The sequence below is a fragment of the Achromobacter sp. FW305-C-30-7 genome (genome assembly GCF_058783105.1).
The window spans coordinates 445,829-463,600 of record NZ_JBYSYI010000002.1 but is presented as its reverse complement, the minus strand read 5'-3'; the positions used below and the strand labels follow the sequence as shown (position 1 = coordinate 463,600).

At 65.5% G+C, this 17,772-nt stretch carries 17 protein-coding genes; 4 read left to right on the top strand and 13 right to left on the bottom strand.

Going from position 1 to position 17,772, the window contains the following annotated elements; all coding sequences use genetic code 11:
• The first annotated feature begins 217 nt into the window (after window positions 1–217).
• The 4 genes from pyrG to ftsB all read left to right on the top strand — a co-directional run bounded on the left by pyrG (window position 218) and on the right by ftsB (window position 4,131).
• A complete protein-coding gene (gene pyrG, locus AC3WOB_RS09100) occupies window positions 218–1,870 on the top strand; it encodes a CTP synthase (RefSeq protein ID WP_013392287.1) in 1,653 nt (550 codons plus the stop codon).
• A 203-nt stretch (window positions 1,871–2,073) separates the two neighbouring features.
• Window positions 2,074–2,358, top strand: coding sequence for a DUF1330 domain-containing protein (locus tag AC3WOB_RS09095; RefSeq protein WP_013392289.1), 285 nt, complete (start codon window positions 2,074–2,076; stop codon window positions 2,356–2,358).
• Window positions 2,359–2,362: 4 nt separating this feature from the next.
• Window positions 2,363–3,649, top strand: coding sequence for a phosphopyruvate hydratase (gene eno / locus AC3WOB_RS09090; RefSeq protein ID WP_013392290.1), 1,287 nt, complete (start codon window positions 2,363–2,365; stop codon window positions 3,647–3,649).
• A gap of 68 nt (window positions 3,650–3,717) precedes the next feature.
• A complete protein-coding gene (gene ftsB / locus AC3WOB_RS09085) occupies window positions 3,718–4,131 on the top strand; it encodes a cell division protein FtsB (protein WP_013392291.1) in 414 nt (137 codons plus the stop codon).
• A 36-nt stretch (window positions 4,132–4,167) separates the two neighbouring features.
• Here ftsB and AC3WOB_RS09080 read toward each other — a convergent pair whose 3' ends face one another.
• From AC3WOB_RS09080 to prpB, 13 genes are all read right to left on the bottom strand, one after another.
• On the bottom strand, window positions 4,168–4,902 hold the full coding sequence (locus tag AC3WOB_RS09080; RefSeq protein WP_492274788.1) for a TadE/TadG family type IV pilus assembly protein: 735 nt from the start codon (window positions 4,900–4,902) through the stop codon (window positions 4,168–4,170).
• A 91-nt stretch (window positions 4,903–4,993) separates the two neighbouring features.
• Window positions 4,994–5,923 carry an Hsp33 family molecular chaperone HslO gene (hslO, locus tag AC3WOB_RS09075; RefSeq protein WP_013392293.1) on the bottom strand — a complete coding sequence of 310 codons (930 nt, stop codon included), beginning with the start codon at window positions 5,921–5,923 and terminating at the stop codon, window positions 4,994–4,996.
• 73 nt (window positions 5,924–5,996) lie between these two features.
• Window positions 5,997–6,518 (bottom strand): gamma carbonic anhydrase family protein, encoded by a 522-nt coding sequence (locus AC3WOB_RS09070; RefSeq protein WP_013392294.1) that lies wholly within the window; start codon window positions 6,516–6,518, stop codon window positions 5,997–5,999.
• 22 nt (window positions 6,519–6,540) lie between these two features.
• Complete coding sequence (locus AC3WOB_RS09065; RefSeq protein ID WP_492274787.1) at window positions 6,541–8,265, bottom strand: acetate--CoA ligase; 1,725 nt, start codon at window positions 8,263–8,265, stop codon at window positions 6,541–6,543.
• A 127-nt stretch (window positions 8,266–8,392) separates the two neighbouring features.
• Window positions 8,393–9,265 carry a UDP-2,3-diacylglucosamine diphosphatase gene (locus AC3WOB_RS09060; RefSeq protein ID WP_088159486.1) on the bottom strand — a complete coding sequence of 291 codons (873 nt, stop codon included), beginning with the start codon at window positions 9,263–9,265 and terminating at the stop codon, window positions 8,393–8,395.
• A gap of 155 nt (window positions 9,266–9,420) precedes the next feature.
• Window positions 9,421–10,329 (bottom strand): DUF2167 domain-containing protein, encoded by a 909-nt coding sequence (locus tag AC3WOB_RS09055; protein WP_013392297.1) that lies wholly within the window; start codon window positions 10,327–10,329, stop codon window positions 9,421–9,423.
• 150 nt (window positions 10,330–10,479) lie between these two features.
• Complete coding sequence (locus AC3WOB_RS09050) at window positions 10,480–10,998, bottom strand: RDD family protein (RefSeq protein ID WP_492274786.1); 519 nt, start codon at window positions 10,996–10,998, stop codon at window positions 10,480–10,482.
• A 184-nt stretch (window positions 10,999–11,182) separates the two neighbouring features.
• Window positions 11,183–11,371 carry a hypothetical protein gene (locus tag AC3WOB_RS09045; RefSeq protein WP_006389355.1) on the bottom strand — a complete coding sequence of 63 codons (189 nt, stop codon included), beginning with the start codon at window positions 11,369–11,371 and terminating at the stop codon, window positions 11,183–11,185.
• Window positions 11,372–11,623: 252 nt separating this feature from the next.
• On the bottom strand, window positions 11,624–13,402 hold the full coding sequence (locus AC3WOB_RS09040) for a THUMP domain-containing class I SAM-dependent RNA methyltransferase (RefSeq protein WP_492274785.1): 1,779 nt from the start codon (window positions 13,400–13,402) through the stop codon (window positions 11,624–11,626).
• Window positions 13,403–13,436: 34 nt separating this feature from the next.
• Window positions 13,437–13,865, bottom strand: coding sequence for a CopD family protein (locus AC3WOB_RS09035; RefSeq protein WP_013392301.1), 429 nt, complete (start codon window positions 13,863–13,865; stop codon window positions 13,437–13,439).
• A gap of 98 nt (window positions 13,866–13,963) precedes the next feature.
• Entirely contained in the window at window positions 13,964–15,415 is a 1,452-nt protein-coding gene (locus tag AC3WOB_RS09030; protein ID WP_492274784.1) for a bifunctional 2-methylcitrate dehydratase/aconitate hydratase, read from the bottom strand.
• A gap of 63 nt (window positions 15,416–15,478) precedes the next feature.
• Entirely contained in the window at window positions 15,479–16,672 is a 1,194-nt protein-coding gene (gene prpC / locus AC3WOB_RS09025) for a bifunctional 2-methylcitrate synthase/citrate synthase (protein WP_013392303.1), read from the bottom strand.
• A gap of 93 nt (window positions 16,673–16,765) precedes the next feature.
• Window positions 16,766–17,656 carry a methylisocitrate lyase gene (prpB, locus tag AC3WOB_RS09020; RefSeq protein ID WP_054450739.1) on the bottom strand — a complete coding sequence of 297 codons (891 nt, stop codon included), beginning with the start codon at window positions 17,654–17,656 and terminating at the stop codon, window positions 16,766–16,768.
• Between the last annotated feature and the right edge of the window lie 116 nt (window positions 17,657–17,772).

Below are 17,772 nucleotides of genomic sequence, written 5' to 3'. Positions count from 1 at the left end.
GGAGAGAGGAAGTGTTGAGAAAAAACAGCAGCCGGAAAAATAGGGATCGAACATAGCACGGCGCTGCGCCGCGCCACACAACGCGATGGCCCTTGCGGCAATTCGAGTGCTGCCAAATGTTACGCCCTGGAGCTAGGGGAAAACCCAAATAAGCTCCGCCTCCCGGCTATAATCCAAATTTCCCGCACGCGCCCGCTCGTCCCGGGTGCTCATTACGATGACCAAATACGTATTTGTCACCGGCGGTGTGGTGTCTTCCCTGGGCAAAGGCATCGCCGCTGCGTCGCTCGCCGCCATCCTCGAGTCGCGTGGCCTGCAAGTCACCATGCTGAAGCTCGACCCGTACATCAACGTCGATCCGGGCACCATGAGCCCGTTCCAGCATGGCGAGGTGTTCGTCACGGAAGACGGCGCCGAAACCGACCTGGACCTTGGCCACTACGAGCGTTTCATTTCCGCTCGCATGCACAAGGTGAACAACTTCACCACCGGCCAGATCTACGAATCCGTGCTCCGCAAGGAGCGCCGCGGCGACTACCTGGGCAAGACTGTCCAGGTCATTCCGCACATCACCAACGAAATCCAGGACTTCATCGCCCGTGGCGCCGAAGCCGGCTGGAACGGCAACACCGACGTCGCGATCGTTGAGATCGGCGGCACGGTCGGCGACATCGAGTCCCTGCCGTTCCTGGAAGCCGCGCGCCAGATGAGCCTGCGCATGGGCCGCAACAATGCCGCCTTCGTGCACCTGACGCTGGTGCCCTTCATCGCGTCGGCCGGCGAACTCAAGACCAAGCCGACCCAGCACTCGGTGCAGAAGCTGCGTGAAATCGGCATCTACCCGAATGCGCTGCTGTGCCGCGCCGACCGCCGCATCCCGGACGACGAGCGCGCCAAGATCTCGATGTTCTCCAACGTGCCCCTGGACGCGGTCATCTCCGTCTGGGACGCCGACTCGATCTACAAGATCCCGGCCATGCTGCACAAGCAGGGCGTGGACAACATCGTCTGCGAAGCGCTGGGCCTGACCCCGCCGCCGGCCGATTTGTCCATGTGGGACAACCTGGTCGAGGCGCTGGAGCACCCGCAGCACCAGCTCACCATCGGCATGGTCGGCAAGTACGTCGATCTGACCGAGTCGTACAAGTCGCTGACGGAAGCGCTGGTCCACGCCGGCATCCACACGCGCTCGAAGATCAACATCGAGTACATCGACTCGGAAGACATCGAAACCCGCGGCACCGACCAGCTCAAGCACCTGGACGCCATCCTGGTTCCGGGCGGCTTCGGCAAGCGCGGCACTGAAGGCAAGATCGCCGCGATCCGCTACGCCCGTGAAAATGGCGTGCCTTACCTGGGCATCTGCCTGGGCATGCAGCTGGCCGTCATCGAGTTCGCGCGCCACGTCGCCGGCCTGGGCGGCGCCAATAGCACGGAATTCGACCCCTCGGCGCCGCACCCCGTGGTGGCCCTGATCACCGAGTGGATGGACCGCGAAGGCAAGGTCGAAAAGCGCGACAACTCGTCCGACCTGGGCGGCACGATGCGCAAGGGCGCGCAGCGCGTGCCGATCAAGCCGGGCACCCGCGCGCAGACCATCTATGGCGACGAAGTGAACGAGCGTCACCGCCATCGCTACGAGGTCAACAACGTCTACGTGCCGCGCCTGGAAGAGGCCGGCATGGTGATCAGCGCCCGCACGCCGACCGAGAACCTGCCGGAAATGATGGAATTGCCCGATCACCCGTGGTTCGTGGGCGTGCAGTTCCACCCCGAGTTCACGTCCACTCCGCGTGACGGCCACCCGTTGTTCAGCAGCTATATCCGCGCCGCCATCGAGCAGAAGGCTCGCCGCGGCCAGGAGGCGTAATGCGCGCCTGCGGTCTGGAGTTCCGTAAGCGGATCTTCGGGACCGCGGGCCGCCGCCCCAGCGCCGCCCTGTACGGCGGCGCTGCTTTCGGATACAACCAATTAGCATCGGATATGCGTCGCCCGGCCGCCTTGCGCGACACTGGCGGCGTCGCTGTATCCGGCGTCAGACCGAAACCAACGCAACTGCTCTGAAGGAACCCCATGAGTGCCTACCTCATCGCCGACGTCTCAGTGACCAAGCCCGCGCAGTACGAGGATTACAAGCGTCTGTCCACGCTCGCGATGCGCGCGTACGATGCGAAGATCCTGGTGCGCGGCGGCGATTCCAGGCACCTCGAGGGCCGTGAACCTGGCCGTACCGTCGTCATGGAATTTCCGTCCATGACCGCGGCCCAGGCTTTCTACGACTCCTGGCAGTACCGCCGCGCCCGCAATGCCCGCGAAGGCGCGGCTGTCATGAATATGTTTATCGTTCAGGGAATGTAAAGTCATGAGTGCTATCGTCGATATCATCGGCCGCGAGATTCTGGATTCGCGCGGCAACCCCACCGTCGAATGCGATGTGCTGCTGGAGTCCGGCGCCATGGGCCGCGCGGCCGTGCCGTCGGGCGCGTCCACCGGCGCGCGCGAAGCCATCGAGCTGCGCGACGGCGACAAGAGCCGTTATCTGGGCAAGGGCGTGCTGCGCGCCGTCGAGAACCTGAATACGGAAATCTCGGAAGCCCTGATGGGCCTGGACGCCCAGGAACAGACCTTCGTCGATCGCACCCTGATCGAGCTGGACGGCACCGAATCCAAGGAACGCCTGGGTGCCAACGCCATCCTGGCCGCTTCCATGGCCGTGGCCCGCGCCGCCGCCGACGAATCGGGCCTGTCCCTGTACCGCTATTTTGGCGGCAGCGGCCCCATGAGCATGCCAGTGCCGATGATGAACGTCATCAACGGCGGCGCGCACGCCAACAACACGCTGGACCTGCAGGAACTGATGATTCTGCCGGTGGGCGCGGGCAGCTTCCGCGAAGCCCTGCGCTGGGGCGCCGAAGTCTTCCACATGCTCAAGAAGCTGATCCACGGCCAGGGCATGTCCACGGCCGTGGGCGACGAGGGCGGTTTCGCGCCCAACGTGCCCAGCCATGAGGCCGCCATCCAGCTGATCCTGAAGGCCATCACCGAAGCCGGCTACGAGCCGGGCACGCAGATCGCCCTGGGCCTGGATTGCGCCAGCTCCGAGTTCTACCGCGACGGCAAGTACACGCTGGCCGGCGAAGGCGGCATCTCGCTGTCCTCGCAGGAATTCACCAACCTGCTGGCCACCTGGTGCGACAAGTACCCCATCATCTCGATCGAAGACGGCATGGCCGAAAACGATTGGGAAGGCTGGAAGCTGTTGACCGACCAGTTGGGCAAGAAGGTGCAACTGGTGGGCGACGACCTGTTCGTCACCAACACCAAGATCCTGCGCGAAGGCATCCAGAAGGGCGTGGCCAACTCGATCCTCATCAAGATCAACCAGATCGGCACCCTGACCGAGACCTTCGCCGCCATCGAAATGGCCAAGCGCGCCGGCTACACCGCCGTGGTGTCGCACCGTTCGGGCGAAACCGAGGACTCCACCATCGCCGACATCGCCGTGGCGACCAACGCGATGCAGATCAAGACGGGTTCGCTGTCCCGTTCGGACCGCATGGCCAAGTACAACCAGCTCCTGCGCATCGAGGAAGAGCTGGCTGAAGTCGCGTCGTATCCGGGCCTGGAAGCTTTTTACAACCTGCGTTGATGAGAAGCGCGGCTCCAGGCGCAAGCCCGGGGCCGCATCCACGCCACGACTGCTGAGGGTTTCCGCGTATGCGCCTGTTGTTCCTGGTGCTGTTCGTGCTGCTAGGCCTGATCCAATACCCGCTGTGGCTGGGTAAGGGCGGGTGGTTCAAGGTCTGGGATCTGCAACGCCAGGTGGCGGAGCAACGCGAGACCAACGAAGGCCTGCGCGCGCGCAATGCCGCATTGGAAGCGGAAGTGCGCGACCTCGAAGGCGGCTCCGGCGCCATCGAGGAGCGCGCCCGCGGCGAACTGGGCATGATGCGCGACGGCGAGGTGTTCGTGCACATCCTGCCGCAGAACACCCCGGCTCCGGCGGGCGGCGCCTCGCTGGCTGCCGATGCCGCGGCCAAGCCGGCCACGCCCGCGCGCGCCAGCGCGCCGGCTACCCGTCCGGCGACTGCGGCTCCCAAGCCCGCCAATCAGGCCAACGCCCGGCACTGAGCGCCGGCCGCCGTTCCTGTTCATCCCACATTTGGTTCAGCCGCAGCGCATGCTGCGGCAATCGCCGTACACGATGCCGGCGGGTTGCGGCATTCTGCGCGCCCAATCCGCCGGGTGCGACTGCATCTCCATTTCCAGCTCCATGCGCAAGGGCAGCAGGCCCCTGGCCTGCGCGTTGCCGGCGTAGCTGTCGACGTCGGGACCCAGCGCGGCCAGCAACGCCCGCAAGGGCGGCAGCAGCGGCTTGTGCAGATAGGTCAGGCGCAACTTCAAGGTATTGGCCTGGAAGATACTCTGGCCGCCTGGGCGCGGCGGCCGGCGCGCATGCTGCAGGTCCTGGTAGGCGTTGTCGATGACGCGCAGGCCTTCCGCCGCGGACACCTTGAGGTCCGGGCGGGTGTGTTCGCGGAACGATTGTTCGTCGGGCAGCAGGACTTCGATGCGCCAGGGATGGGTGCCTGAAATGGCTGTCAACGCGGCCTGCTCGTCATGCTGGCGGCGGCGGGCGCCTGCCTGGCCTTGCGCGTCGGCGTGCAGCGGCAGCAGCGCCTGCAGAAAGGCCGTCCGCATGCGCGCCGGATCGCCATGCGCAGTGGCGCCGGCGCGCGCAGCCTCCATCAGTGCCAGATAGGCCATCTGGCGCACGCCTTGCCAGCGGGCGACCTCGATCGCCAGCAGGCCCAGCAGCAGCACCAGCGCGGCCGCCACTGCAAATTCGATGGCGGCCGCGCCGCGTTGCCGGCAGGAGGGAGCATGAAAAAAGGCGGTCATGGCTGCGCAGTCTGGCGCAGGCATGACCGCCTGTCGATGAGGATAAGCCGGCGTGATGGAAACGTCCCGGCGGCCAGACCGCCGGCATGGATCAGTGCACCGTGGGTGGTTCGTCCGCGGCGGGCGCCGCGCTGGACGAGAACAAAGTGGCGCAGTCGACGGAATCGAACTTATACGGCTTGCCGCAGAAGTCGCAGGACACCTCGACCTGGCCGCGTTCGGCCAGGATGCTGTCGACCTCTTCCTGGCCCAGCGTGCGCAGCATGCTGGCTACGCGTTCGCGGGTGCAGGGGCAGTGCCAGCGCACGGCCAGCGGGTCGAACGCCACCAGGGTTTCTTCCCAGAACAGGCGATGGATCAGCGTGTCGATGTCGGTGGCCAGCAGTTCGTCGTGCTTGATGGTGCCGGCCAGGGCGCAGGCGCGGTCCCAGGTTTCGGCGGCGTTCTGCTCGGTAAGGGTGGGCGCGTCCGAACCGCCGTGGTACGGCAGGCGCTGGATCAGCATGCCCGTGGCGTGGTCGGCGTTGGCGGCCAGCCAGAGGCGGGTGTCCAGTTGCTCGGAGGCCTTCATGTAGTGTTGCAGCGCCTCGGCCACGGTGTCGCCCTGCAGGGGCACGATACCCTGATATGCCTGCTGGCCCGGCAGCTTGCGCTGCGGGTCCAGCACTACGATGAAACGGCCATTGCCACCCGGGTTCAGCAAGCTTTGCATGTTGCCGTCGCTGGGTACTTCGTGGCCTTCGCGCATCTTGACGGTGGCGCGCAGGCTCAGGTCGTTGCGGCATTCCACCACCAGCAGGGCGATGGGGCCGTCGCCCTGGATCTGCAGCACCAGCGAGCCGTCGAACTTGATGTTGGCGGCCAGCAGGGTGGATGCCGCCACCAGTTCGCCCAGCAGGTGGGTGATGGCGGGGGGATAGTCGTGATTGGCCTGCACGGCCTTCCAGGTCGCCTCCAGGCGCACGGCCTGGATGCGGACGCTGCGGTCTTCGGTAAGGTATTTCTTGAGCTGATCGGTCATGGAGGAATGTTAGCCGATCGGGCCGGTCTATTCCCCCTGCCGCCAGCAGGGTCGAAGCGTCGCGCCGGGGCGCTCAGCCGATCCGTTTCAGGGCCGTCTTGTAGTGTTGGCCGCGCGCCACGTAATGGGCCGTGTTCTTGTGCAGATTGGCGATTTCCTCGTCCGAGAGTTGGCGGACGATCTTGCCGATGCCGATGACCAGGGAATTGTCGGGAATGATGCGGTCTTCGGGAATGATGGCGCCGGCGCCGATCAGGCAATTGCGGCCGATGACGGCGTTGTTCAGCACGATGGCCTGCATGCCCACCAGGGCGCCCTCATGGATGGTACAGCCGTGCAGCATGGCCTGATGGCCCACCGTCACATTGGGGCCGATGGTCATGGGACAGCCGTCGTCCACGTGCAGCACGCTGCCTTCCTGGATATTGGTGCCGCTCTGGATCAGGATGGCGTCGTTGTCGCCGCGGATCGACACGTTGGACCAGATGCTGACGCCTGCCTCCAGCGTGACGTTGCCGATGATGTCGGCGCTGTCGGCCACATAGGCGGCCGGGTCGATGTTGGGGATCAGGTCGTCGAGCTGGTAAATGGGCATGCCTAGTTCTCCGGTTGCAGCGTCAGGCCTTGGGCGCCTGCTGCGCGTCTGTCTGCGGCGCGTGCGTTGGCTGTGCGTCTGCCATACCTGCGGTCGCCCGCGAGCGCTCTTCTTCGCGCAGGCGCAGGATGCGGCGCTGGATTTTACCGGTGGTCGTCATGGGCAGTTCGTCGACGAATTCGATCTCCTTGGGGTATTCATACGGGGCCAGGCGCTCGCGCACGTGTTCCTGCAGGTTCTCGATGATGTCGTTGCGGTCGCGCTGCGCGAACTCCGGCGTCAGCACCACATAGGCCTTGACCAGGGCGCCGCGCTCGGCGTCCGGCTTGGGCACGACGGCCGCGTTGGCCACCGCGGGATGCCCGATCAGGCAGCTTTCGATTTCTCCGGGGCCGATCCGGTAGCCGGCGGATTTGAACACATCGTCCGCGCGGCCCGCGTACCAGAGGTAGCCGTCGGCATCGACCGTCGCCAGGTCGCCCGTCAGGCACCAGTCGCCCTTGAACTTGGCCTGGGTGGCGGCTTCGTTGCGCCAGTAGCCCAGGAACATCACCGGGTCGGGATAGCCATGGATGTCGAGGCGGTTGACGGCGATCTCGCCGGTGGCGCCTGGCGCGACCGGCTTGCCGTCTTCATCCAGCACCGCGACGTTGTGGCCCGGGTATGGCCGGCCCATGCTGCCCGGCTTGGCGGGCCAGCGCTTCTGGCTGTTGCCGACCACATAGTTCATTTCCGTCTGGCCGAACATTTCGTTGGGCGTCACGCCCAATGCCGACTGGCACCATTCGAAGACGGTTTCGCCCACGCTTTCGCCGGCGCTCATGATGGAACGCAAGGCCAGCTGATAGCGGTTGCTGGGTTCCGGCACCGCTTTCATCATCATCTTGAGCGCGGTGGGGAAGAGGAAGGTGTTGGTGACCTGGTAGCGCTCCAGGAGTTCGAAGGCGCGTTCGACCGAGAAGCGGCCGCGCGTGCCGACGATGGGGTGTCCGAAGTACAGGGTGGGCAGCAGGGCATCCATCATGCCGCCGGTCCAGGCCCAGTCGGCGGGCGACCAGAACACGTCGGCGGGCTTCGGGAACCAATCTTGAGAGGCCACGAAGCCCGGCAAGTTGCCGATCAGCACGCTATGCGGCAGCAGCGCGCCCTTGGGGGCGCCGGTGGTGCCGGAGGTATAGAGCAGGATGGCCGGATCCGAGGAGCGGGTCTGGACCATCTTGAATTCGCTGGGTTGGCGCGCCAGCAGGCTGCGCCAGGGCAGGACGCGCTCGTCGGCGAAGCCGATGCCGATGATCTGCTGCAGATTGGGACAGTTGTCGCTCACGGCCAGCAGATTGGCGCTGGACGCGTAATCCACGATGGCGACGCGGGTTTCGGAATCGCGCAGGCGGCTTTCCAGGGCTTCCGGGCCGAACAGGGCGGACAGCGGTAGCACCACCGCGCCGACGCTGTAGATGGCCATATGGGCCACCACGGTTTCGGGGCGTTGTCCCAGCACCACACCGACGCGGTCGCCGCGGCCCACGCCCATTTTCACCAGGCCGTTGGCTAGCTGATTGGCCGCTTCCGCCAGGCGGGCATAGGTCCAGACCTCGCGGTTGCCGGATTCATCTTCGTAGTAGATGGCAATGCGCCGCGCATCCGGACTGCTGGATGCCCAGCGGTGGCAGCACGCTTCCGCGATGTTGAACTGGGTGGGTACCAGCCAGCGGAATGTTTGGTAGAGCGCCTGATATTGGTCGTTCATGGCCCTATGTTGTAAGCATGTTGCAGCGTGAACGGGTCAAGTTCGCCCGTTGCCCCAGATGCAAGCATGACCTAGAGGGCCGTGAACTGCAACATCCCCGTTGCGTAACGGGGACGCATACGGGTTATCACGGGTGTTTGCCTTGGCGGCGCAGCGCGGACGGCAGGGCCGGTAGCGTCAGCGAACGCGGCGGCCGGGTGGCGGGGTCGGCCTCGCGTTCCGCTGTGATGGCGGCCCAGTCCAGCAGCTGGAGTTGGCCATCGTGGGTCTCCGCCAGGGCGGAGAGGCTCTCCACCCAGTCGCCGTCGTTGCAGTAGAGGATCTCGCCCACGTAGCGCAGTTCGGCCTTGTGGATATGGCCGCAGACCACGCCGTCCAGGCCGCGGCGCCGGGCTTCGCCCGCCAGCGCTTCCTCGAAGTCGGTGATGAAGGACACGGCGTTCTTGACCTTGTGCTTCAGGTATTGCGACAGGGACCAGTAGTGCAGTCCCAGGCGGTGGCGCAGCCGGTTGAAATGATGGTTGATCCACAGCGCCAGCTGGTAGAGCCCGTCGCCCAGGTGCGCCAGCCAGCGGCTGTGCTGGATCACGCCGTCGAATTGGTCGCCGTGCAGCACCAGCAGGCGCTGTCCCTTGGCGGTGACGTGCACGTCCTCGTCCAGGATTTCGATGTCGCCGAAGGCGTAGCCGGCGAACTCGCGCGCGAATTCGTCGTGATTGCCCGGGATGAACACGACCCGGGTGCCATTGCGGGCCTTGCGCAGGATGCGCTGGATGACGTCGTTGTGCGCCCGGGGCCAGTGCCAGTGCTTGCGCAACTGCCAGCCGTCGACGATGTCCCCCACCAGGTAAAGCGTGTCGGAATCGTTGTGGTCGAGGAAGTCGAGGAGGAATTCCGCCTTGCACCCGGCGGTACCCAGGTGAATATCGGAAATCCAGAGGGCGCGCCAGTGCGCGGGGCGGATCTCGTTCACGGTAGCTTTCCCAGGGGCTGTGCTCATGCCTGGGAATGAAACCATCCGGCGATGACCGGAACATGAACGCCATGTGACGCTGTTGTGACGACTTGAGGTCGCCCGGTGCGGCGGCGCACGGCGGCAGGCCGTGCGCTGGACTTCGGGAGTTGAGCGGCCGGAGCCGCTTTCATGGCCGGCGGTCAGGGCTGCTGCTGGTTGGCCTTCTTGGCGCGCAGGCGCTTCCACAGGCCGCCGCCCAGCGCGGCCGCGGCCAGCACGCCGACCTTGGCGAACTTTGCCAGGAAGGCGGCGATCACGGCGAACAGGCCCAGCTTCTTGGCGGCCACGCCGGCCACCAGGGCGGCCAGGCCGTATTCGGCAACCTTGTCGGTCGACGAGTTGAAGTCGGCGTAGCGCTTGCCTTCGACGTAATCCAGCTTGTCCAGCAGGGTCAGCACGGCCGTCTTGTCCTTGGGCACCATGCTCTTCTGCGTGATCAGGTCCAGCGTGATGTAGCCGTCGCGGCCCAGCGCGTAGGTGTTGTAGTTGACGGTGGGGTTCTCGGTGGCGCTTTCGCCCTTGTGCTTGACGGCGACCGACCAGACCAGGCGCTGCGTATTGCTGTCGTACTTCGGCGCTTCGACCCAGCCGTCCATGATCAGCTCGGGGAAACCGCGCTGCTTGCGCTCTTCATTGGACTGCTCGGTGCCTTCGCGCAGGCTGTCCAGCAATTCGTTGACGTTCCAGTTCTTGGCGTCGTCGTCCTTGATGTAGCCGGCCTTGTCGAAATTGACAGTGATGACCCAGTCGTCATCGTCGCTCTTGGGCATCACCACGCCGAGCAGGGAAGGATCCTTGCCATTGCCGTAGGCGGCCATCAGCCGGTCGGCCTGCAGGCGCGGCACGAAGAACATGGTTTCGGGCAGATGGACGATTGCTTGGTCGCCCAGCTTGACGTCGGCCGGCCCTTCCTGGGCCGCGGCAAAGGCGGCTTTCGTGGCTGCTTCGATTTCCTGCTGGGCGGCCGCGTTCTGCGCAAGGGCGCCGGCGGGCAGCAGGAACAGGGCGCTGGCGGCAGCCAGCGCAACACGGGAAAGAAAAGCGCGCATGATGGTTCGGGGCGTCTGAAAAAAAAAGGGCCCCATTGTCTTTGCGGTCGACTTTCAACTTTCTGAAAGCAAACCGCCAAATCGCCGCATGATGTTGCTGTTTGTCGCAGGATGTGTGCGACACGCCCATCGGCGCGCCGGGATCCCGGCCTATCGGGCCTTTTTGCGCTGCGGCGCGTTGCGCAGCCGGGTGCCGAGGATGCGGTCGTGCAGGAACTGCCCGTCGGGGTCGAACCAGGACCAGATGAAGATCGTGAAAGGCGCGGCGACGATGAACATGTCCATCGAGGGCCAGCCGGTAGCGCTGGCGGCGGCCCAGACGACTGCCGCGCCGGCCAGCACCAGGGGCCAGACCAAGACATAGCGCAGCATCAGCCGGGCAGTCGAGGGGGTATTGCCGTCGCGGTCGACCAGGCGGATGTTCCAGGTCTTCATGGGCAGCGTCTGGCCGCGGCGGCGCCAGCACAGCACGAAATACGCGCCGATGGCGACGAATAGCCAAGCCTGCCGGGCGCCGCGCAATTCCAGCGCGTTCTTGCTCTGGGTCAGCGTATCCAGCAGGTAGCCCGCCAGGAAGACCACGCCAAACAGCAGCACGGCTTCGTACATCATGCAGGCGAACCGGCGCAGCCGGTTGGGAGTCTGGTCGAGGAGGGCGTCGGTCGTCATGGGTCGCTATTATCCGACAAAGCCGGGTTTTGGCGACCTGGCCTGTGCGCTTGCGGCGACTTTCGCAGGATGTCTTGCCGGGGGCGTTCCAGGCAAAAAAAAACCCGTCGGTAAGGGCGGGTCTTAAAAGGGGCTGTGCAGCCCCCAAGGGGAAAACTGTTCAGGCCATGAGCCTGGGCCTTGCTTAGGCGGCGGAGTGCGCGTTCTTGGCGCTCGTCTTGCCAGCCAGGGCACGGATGCCGTGGGCCAGCTTACGCAGGCCGGCGGCCAACGCCCGCATCGGGTGCGGACGGAATTGTTCTTCAATAGCCTGGAGCATCAGTTGGCGCTCGAGTTCGTCGGTCAGGCGGATGGTGTTGTTCGGGTTGATCACAATAGCCTCCACGGGCTTGCACTGTTTGTTTAGCTACTAGGGATAACCCGAATTATAGGGGTTAACCCTGAATTTGTGCAAGTGGCCGGTGCGTATTGGCAACACCTTGGTGCGATGATGCTCCCAAACGGGGCGGGGGAACACCATAAGCAAAGATACGCGCACCATGTTGCTGCGCGTTTACAACGTACTGCCCCAGAGGGAAAAAGGGGCGCGCCGGGGGGCCGTAGCCGCCCGGGGCGCGAGGCGTCCTCAGGCGTCGCGGTAGCCGGCGGCGACCAGCTCGAAACCGAACAGGCGGCAATCCAGCGAACCGTTGTGCAGCGGCACGCGGCGCTTGGGTTTCAAACGCATCTGGTTGGGCAAGGTCAGGTCGCTGGTGATGACATGCAGCTGCCAGCCTGCGAAATTGCGCTTCAGGCAGGTGGCCCAGTCGCGCCACAGATCCTCGTCCTGTTCCGTCCCCATGCGTTCGCCATAGGGCGGATTGGTGACGATCCAGCCATGATCGGCGGGCGCCGTGACGTGGCGGGCGTCGCCGACCTCGAAGCGGATGGAGTCTTCCGTCAGCCAGGCGCGTTCGGCGTTGTTGCGGGCGAATTCGATGGCTTGCGGGTCCAGGTCGTAGCCGACCAGCGGCGCGTCCAGCTGCGGCAGGATGCGCGAGCGGGCGTCGTCCTTCAGGTCGCGCCAGCGGTAGGCGTCGTGCCCGCGCAGGCGCTCGAAGCCGAACGGGCGCGAAATGCCCGGGGGCACGCCCAGCGCGATCCAGGCGGCCTCGATCAGGATGGTGCCCGATCCGCAGAACGGATCCAGCAGCGGCGCGGCCGGATCCCAGCCAGCCAGCGCCAGCATGCCGGCGGCCAGGTTCTCGCGCAGCGGCGCTTCGCCCTTGTCCAGGCGCCAGCCGCGCTTGAACAGGGATTCGCCCGAGGTATCGAGATACAGCGTGGCAGTGTGTCCGGTCAGGAACAGGTGTACGCGGGCATCCGGGCGCACCGTGTCGATGCTGGGGCGTTCGCCTTCCAGTTCGCGCAGGCGGTCGCAGATGCCGTCCTTGGCGCGCAGATTGCAGTACTGCAGGCTTTGCACCGGGCTCTTGATGGCCGAGGTGTCCACGCGCAGGGTCTGCTCGGCGCCGAACCAGCGTTCCCAGGGGGTATCGCGGGCCAGGTCCAGGATGTCGTCTTCGTGCGAAATCTCGGCATGGGCCACTTGCACCAGGATGCGGGTGGCCAGGCGGGAATACAGATTGGCGCGCTGCACGCCCGCCCAGTCGGCGGTGAAGGAACAGCCGGCGCGGCCGGCCTGCGCGTCCTCGAAGCCCAGCGCCTGCATTTCCGCCGTCAGCGCCTCTTCCAGGCCCTGGGGGCAGGGGGCGAAGATGGGAAATACTTCCGCCTGGCGGGTTTCGCGCGGGCGGCGGCTGCGCGTTTCCACGGCGGGCTCGCGCCTGTCGCGGCCGTCGTCATGGTCGCGAGCTTCGGCGAAATCCGCTTCCTGCGCGTGGTCGGGTTCGGCCAGGTATTCCGGGGCGGGGCCGTCGTCCTCGAACGGGTCGTAGAAGCGGCCTGCCGGCGTGGCCGGCGCGATGTACTGATCGTCCCGCAGACGCGGTGCGCGCTGCGGCGCGCGGCCGGAGCGGCTGCCGGATTCGGTTTCGCGGCGCGGGCCGTCGTCGCGCTTGCGGTCTGACGCAGAGCGGCCAGGCGCGGCCCGGTCCGAGGTGTTACGGCCTGACGCGGCCCGGTCTGACGCAGCCCGACCTGGCGCGCCACGATCCGACGCGCCGCGGGCGGGCTGGCCGCGGCCGGCGCCGCGCGGTCCGCGGGCCTCCTCGTCTTTGCGCCGCTGATAGGCGGCGGGGTCCTTCTGGCGTTCGATGCTTTCCTTGGTGCGCTCCTGTTGCGCGACCAGGCGGGCGCGGGCGCCCGTGCGGGTGCGCTTGGGGGCGTCTTCGGCGTGGGCGTCGCGCGCCGTTTTCTTGATCGTCAGCGTCTTGCGCGGACGGTCCTGTTCATCAGAGGACATACGAATCCTGGCGAATGTGCAGAGGTAGGGGGTATCAGAAGGGTTTGACGACGACCAGCGCCACCACCACCAAGAGCAGCAAGACGGGAACTTCGTTGAACCAGCGATAGAACTTGTGCGAACGGGTATTTTTGCCCTGTTCGAATTTGCGCAGCATCAGGCCACAGGCGTGATGGTAGCCGATGACGAGCAGGACGAAAAAGAGCTTGGCGTGCATCCAGCCGTTGCCGGGGCCCACGCCGATGCCATAGCCCAGGTACAGCCACATGCCGAACACGACGGCGACCACGGCCAGGATGGTGGTGAAGCGGTACAGGCGGCGCGCCATGCCCAGCAGGGTGGTCTGGACCGTGGCGTCCGATTGCTGGGCCAGGTTCACGAATATGCGCGGCAGGTAGAACAGGCCGGCAAACCAGGAAGCGATGAAGACGATGTGAAAGGTCTTGACCCAAAGCATGGCCATGGTGCGATCCAGTCGAGGAAAGCCGCATTGTAAGCTGCGCCACCCTGCGCCCAGGGCCGGAGCAAAGCCCCGCGGACGGGGCTTTGCGGGGCGGTGGCTCAGATCACGTACAGGTCGACGTACTCGTGCACCGGCATGGCTTCCAGCCGCTTCTGGTCCAGCGAGGCCTGCAGGATGCGGTCCTGCTGGCGGGCAGGGAACATGCGCGCCAGGTTGGTGCGGAACTTGGCTTCCAGCAGCGGTATGCCTTCGGCGCGGCGGCGCTTGTGGCCGATGGGATACTCGCAGACGATTTCGTCCAGCCGGGTGCCGTCCTTGAATTCCACCGTCAGCGCATTGGCGATCGAACGCTTGTCGGGGTCGTGATAGTCGCGGGTGTAGGCGGGGTCTTCGACGCAGACGATCTTGTCGCGCAGCGCGTCGATGCGGGGATCCTGCGCCACCGCGTCCTCGTAGTCGGCTGCGGTCAGGCGGCCGTACAGCGTCGGCACCGCCACCATGTACTGGATGCAGTGGTCCCGGTCAGCCGGGTTCGCGAGCGGGCCCTTCTTGTCGATGATGCGGATGCAGGCCTCGTGTGTGCGGATCGTGATTTTCGCGATGTCGTCGGCGCTCTTGCCGGCGGCTTTCAGGCGGCTGTGGACCTCCATGGCGCATTCGACGGCGGTTTGCGCGTGGAACTCGGCCGGGAACGAGATCTTGAACAGCACGTTTTCCATCACGTAGCTGCCATAGGGCCGCTGGAACCTGAACGGCTGGCCCTTGAACAGCACATCGTAAAAGCCCCAGGTCTTGGCCGTGAGCACGGACGGGTAGCCCATTTCGCCGGTCTTGGCGATCAGCGCCAGGCGCACGGCGCGGCTGGTGGCGTCGCCCGCGGCCCAGCTCTTCCTGCTGCCGGTGTTGGGTGCGTGGCGATAGGTGCGCAGGCTTTGGCCGTCGACCCAGGCCAGCGATACCGCGTTGATCACTTCCTCGCGGCTCAGGCCCAGCATCTGCGCCACCACGGCGGTGGAGGCCACCTTGACCAGCACCACGTGGTCCAGGCCGACTTTGTTGAAGGAGTTCTCCAGCGCGATGCAGCCCTGGATCTCATGCGCCTTGATCATGCCGGTCAGCACGTCGCGCATCAGCAGGGGCGGCTTGCCCGCCGCGACCGCGGTGCGGGACAGCCAGTCGGCGGTGGCCAGGATGCCGCCCAGGTTGTCGGACGGGTGGCCCCATTCGGCGGCCAGCCAGGTGTCATTGAAGTCCAGCCAGCGGATCATCGTGCCGATGTTGAACGCGGCTTGTACGGGATCGAGCTGGAATTGGGTGCCAGGCACCTTGGCGCCGTGGGGCACGGTCGTGCCGGGTACGATGGGGCCCAGCAGTTTCTTGCACGCCGGGTATTCCAGCGCTTCCAGGCCGCAGCCCAGCGTGTCGATCAGGCAGTTGCGTGCCGTCTCGTACGCCAGGCCGCTCTGGATTTCATACTTCAGGACGTAGTCGGCGATGTCGACCAGGACCTGGTCGGGATCGGGACGGACGTTGGAGAACGGGGCAGACATAGCGGTACCTCTCCATGGAATGAATACAGGTGGCCATGCCGTGCCCTCGTCCGTGTCCCGGTCTTACTTGCGCTTTTCCAGAGGAACGAACTTCTGGTCTTCCGGGCCCACGTAATTGGCGGTGGGGCGGATGATCTTGTTGTCGACGCGCTGTTCGATGATGTGGGCCGACCAGCCCGCCGTGCGCGCGATGACGAACAGCGGCGTGAACATGGCGGTCGGGACTCCCATCATGTGATAGCTGACGGCCGAGAACCAGTCCAGGTTGGGGAACATCTTCTTGATGTCCCACATGACCGTTTCCAAGCGTTCGGCGATGTCGAACATCTTGGTGCTGCCGGCCTGCTTGGACAGCTTCTTGGCCACTTCCTTGATGACCTTGTTGCGCGGGTCGGACACGGTGTAGACGGGGTGGCCAAAGCCGATGATAACTTCCTTGGCTTCGACGCGGCGGCGGATGTCGGCCTCGGCCTCGTCCGGCGTGTCATAGCGCTTCTGCACGTCGAAGGCCACTTCGTTGGCGCCGCCGTGCTTGGGGCCGCGCAGCGCGCCGATGGCGCCCGAGATGGCGGAGAACATGTCCGAGCCGGTGCCGGCGATGACGCGGGCGGTGAACGTGGACGCGTTGAATTCATGCTCGGCGTACAGGTTCAGCGAGATGTGCATGGCCTTGACCCAATCATCACTGGGCTTTTCGCCGTGCAGCAGGTGCAGGAAGTGGCCGCCGATGCTGTCGTCGTCCGTCTGCACGTCGATGATGCGGCCGTTGTGGCTGTAGTGGTACCAGTACAGCAGCGCCGAGCCCAGGTTGGCCATCAGGCGGTCGGCGATGTCGCGCGCGCCCGGGGTGTTGTGGTCGTCTTTTTCAGGCAGCACGCAACCCAGCACCGACACGGCGGTGCGCATCACGTCCATGGGGTGGCTGGCGGCGGGCAGGGCCTCCAGCGCGGCTTGCAGCTGGGCGGGCAGGCCGCGCAGGCTGCGCAGCTTTTCCTTGTAGGCCTTCAGTTCGGCCTTGTTCGGCAGCTTGCCGTGGACGAGCAAGTGGGCGATTTCCTCGAATTCGCTGGTGTGGGCGATATCCAGGATGTCGTAGCCGCGGTAGTGCAGGTCGTTGCCGCTGCGGCCAACCGTGCACAGCGCCGTGTTGCCGGCGACAACGCCAGACAGCGCAACCGATTTCTTGGGCTTGAAGCCGGCTTTTTCTTCCGGCTTGGCGTCCGATTTGGCCACTTGCTTCTTGGGAGCCGTGCTCATGTCTCTACTCCTTCCTTTCGCGATGGTCGTTGCTATGGGGTGGGCATGCAAGGCGCCGGGCGGTTGCCGCGGCGCCGGAAACCGAGGGCTTGCTTACGCCTTGCCTTTCTGGAAAAGCGCGTCCAACTTGGATTCGAATTCGTGATAGCCGATGCGGTCGTACAGTTCTTCGCGCGTCTGCATCAGATCCACCACGTTCTTCTGGTGGCCGTCGCGGCGGATGGCGGTGTAGACCGCTTCGGCGGCCTTGTTCATGGCGCGGAAGGCCGACAGCGGGTAGAGCACCATGCCCACGCCCACGCTCTTCAGTTCTTCCACCGAGAACAGCGGCGTCTTGCCGAATTCGGTGATGTTGGCCAGCACCGGCACCTTGACTGCCTTGACGAAGCGGTCGTAGGTGGGCAAGTCGTAGGCGGCTTCGGCGAAGATGGCGTCGGCGCCCGCTTCCACGCAGGCCAGCGCGCGCTCGATGGCGGCGTCGACGCCGTGCGAGGCGATCGCGTCGGTGCGGGCGATCAGGTAGAAATCGGTGTCGGTGCGGGCGTCGGCCGCGGCCTTGACGCGGTCGGCCATTTCCTCGGTCGAGACGATTTCCTTGCCCGGGCGGTGGCCGCAGCGCTTGGCGCCGACCTGGTCTTCGATGTGGCAGGCGGCGGCGCCGAACTTGATCAGGCTCTTGACGCTGCGGGCGATGTTGAATGCCGAGGGGCCGAAGCCGGTGTCGATGTCCACCACCAGCGGCACGTCGCAGACGTCGGTGATGCGGCGCACGTCGGTCAGCACGTCGTCCATGGTGTTGATGCCCAGGTCGGGCAGACCCAGCGAGCCAGCCGCGACGCCGCCGCCGGACAGGTAGATCGCGCGGTAGCCGGCGCGCTTGGCCAGCAGTGCGTGGTTGGCGTTGATGGCGCCGATGATCTGCAGCGGGCTTTCTTCGGCGAGTGCGCGGCGGAAGAGGGCGCCGGCGGATTCGGGTCTGGACATGGGTGGTCTCCGTAATTTGGACCGGGTGTTTTCAGAATGCCCCGGATGGAAGGACTGGCCGGAAAATAAATCTGTCCCCTTCGCGACATTCCTTTGCGCAGGAGCAAAGGGACAGG

Coding starts and splice junctions, on each gene's coding strand:
- AC3WOB_RS09055 (WP_013392297.1), bottom strand. CDS start 10,329: ATGCGCGCTTTTCTTTCCCGTGTTGCGCTGGCTGCCGCCAGCGCCCTG.
- AC3WOB_RS09035 (WP_013392301.1), bottom strand. CDS start 13,865: ATGGCCATGCTTTGGGTCAAGACCTTTCACATCGTCTTCATCGCTTCC.
- AC3WOB_RS09095 (WP_013392289.1), top strand. CDS start 2,074: ATGAGTGCCTACCTCATCGCCGACGTCTCAGTGACCAAGCCCGCGCAG.
- prpB (WP_054450739.1), bottom strand. CDS start 17,656: ATGTCCAGACCCGAATCCGCCGGCGCCCTCTTCCGCCGCGCACTCGCC.
- AC3WOB_RS09030 (WP_492274784.1), bottom strand. CDS start 15,415: ATGTCTGCCCCGTTCTCCAACGTCCGTCCCGATCCCGACCAGGTCCTG.
- prpC (WP_013392303.1), bottom strand. CDS start 16,672: ATGAGCACGGCTCCCAAGAAGCAAGTGGCCAAATCGGACGCCAAGCCG.
- AC3WOB_RS09065 (WP_492274787.1), bottom strand. CDS start 8,265: ATGAACGACCAATATCAGGCGCTCTACCAAACATTCCGCTGGCTGGTA.
- AC3WOB_RS09040 (WP_492274785.1), bottom strand. CDS start 13,402: ATGTCCTCTGATGAACAGGACCGTCCGCGCAAGACGCTGACGATCAAG.
- AC3WOB_RS09080 (WP_492274788.1), bottom strand. CDS start 4,902: ATGACCGCCTTTTTTCATGCTCCCTCCTGCCGGCAACGCGGCGCGGCC.
- hslO (WP_013392293.1), bottom strand. CDS start 5,923: ATGACCGATCAGCTCAAGAAATACCTTACCGAAGACCGCAGCGTCCGC.
- ftsB (WP_013392291.1), top strand. CDS start 3,718: ATGCGCCTGTTGTTCCTGGTGCTGTTCGTGCTGCTAGGCCTGATCCAA.
- AC3WOB_RS09070 (WP_013392294.1), bottom strand. CDS start 6,518: ATGCCCATTTACCAGCTCGACGACCTGATCCCCAACATCGACCCGGCC.
- pyrG (WP_013392287.1), top strand. CDS start 218: ATGACCAAATACGTATTTGTCACCGGCGGTGTGGTGTCTTCCCTGGGC.
- AC3WOB_RS09060 (WP_088159486.1), bottom strand. CDS start 9,265: ATGAGCACAGCCCCTGGGAAAGCTACCGTGAACGAGATCCGCCCCGCG.
- eno (WP_013392290.1), top strand. CDS start 2,363: ATGAGTGCTATCGTCGATATCATCGGCCGCGAGATTCTGGATTCGCGC.
- AC3WOB_RS09050 (WP_492274786.1), bottom strand. CDS start 10,998: ATGACGACCGACGCCCTCCTCGACCAGACTCCCAACCGGCTGCGCCGG.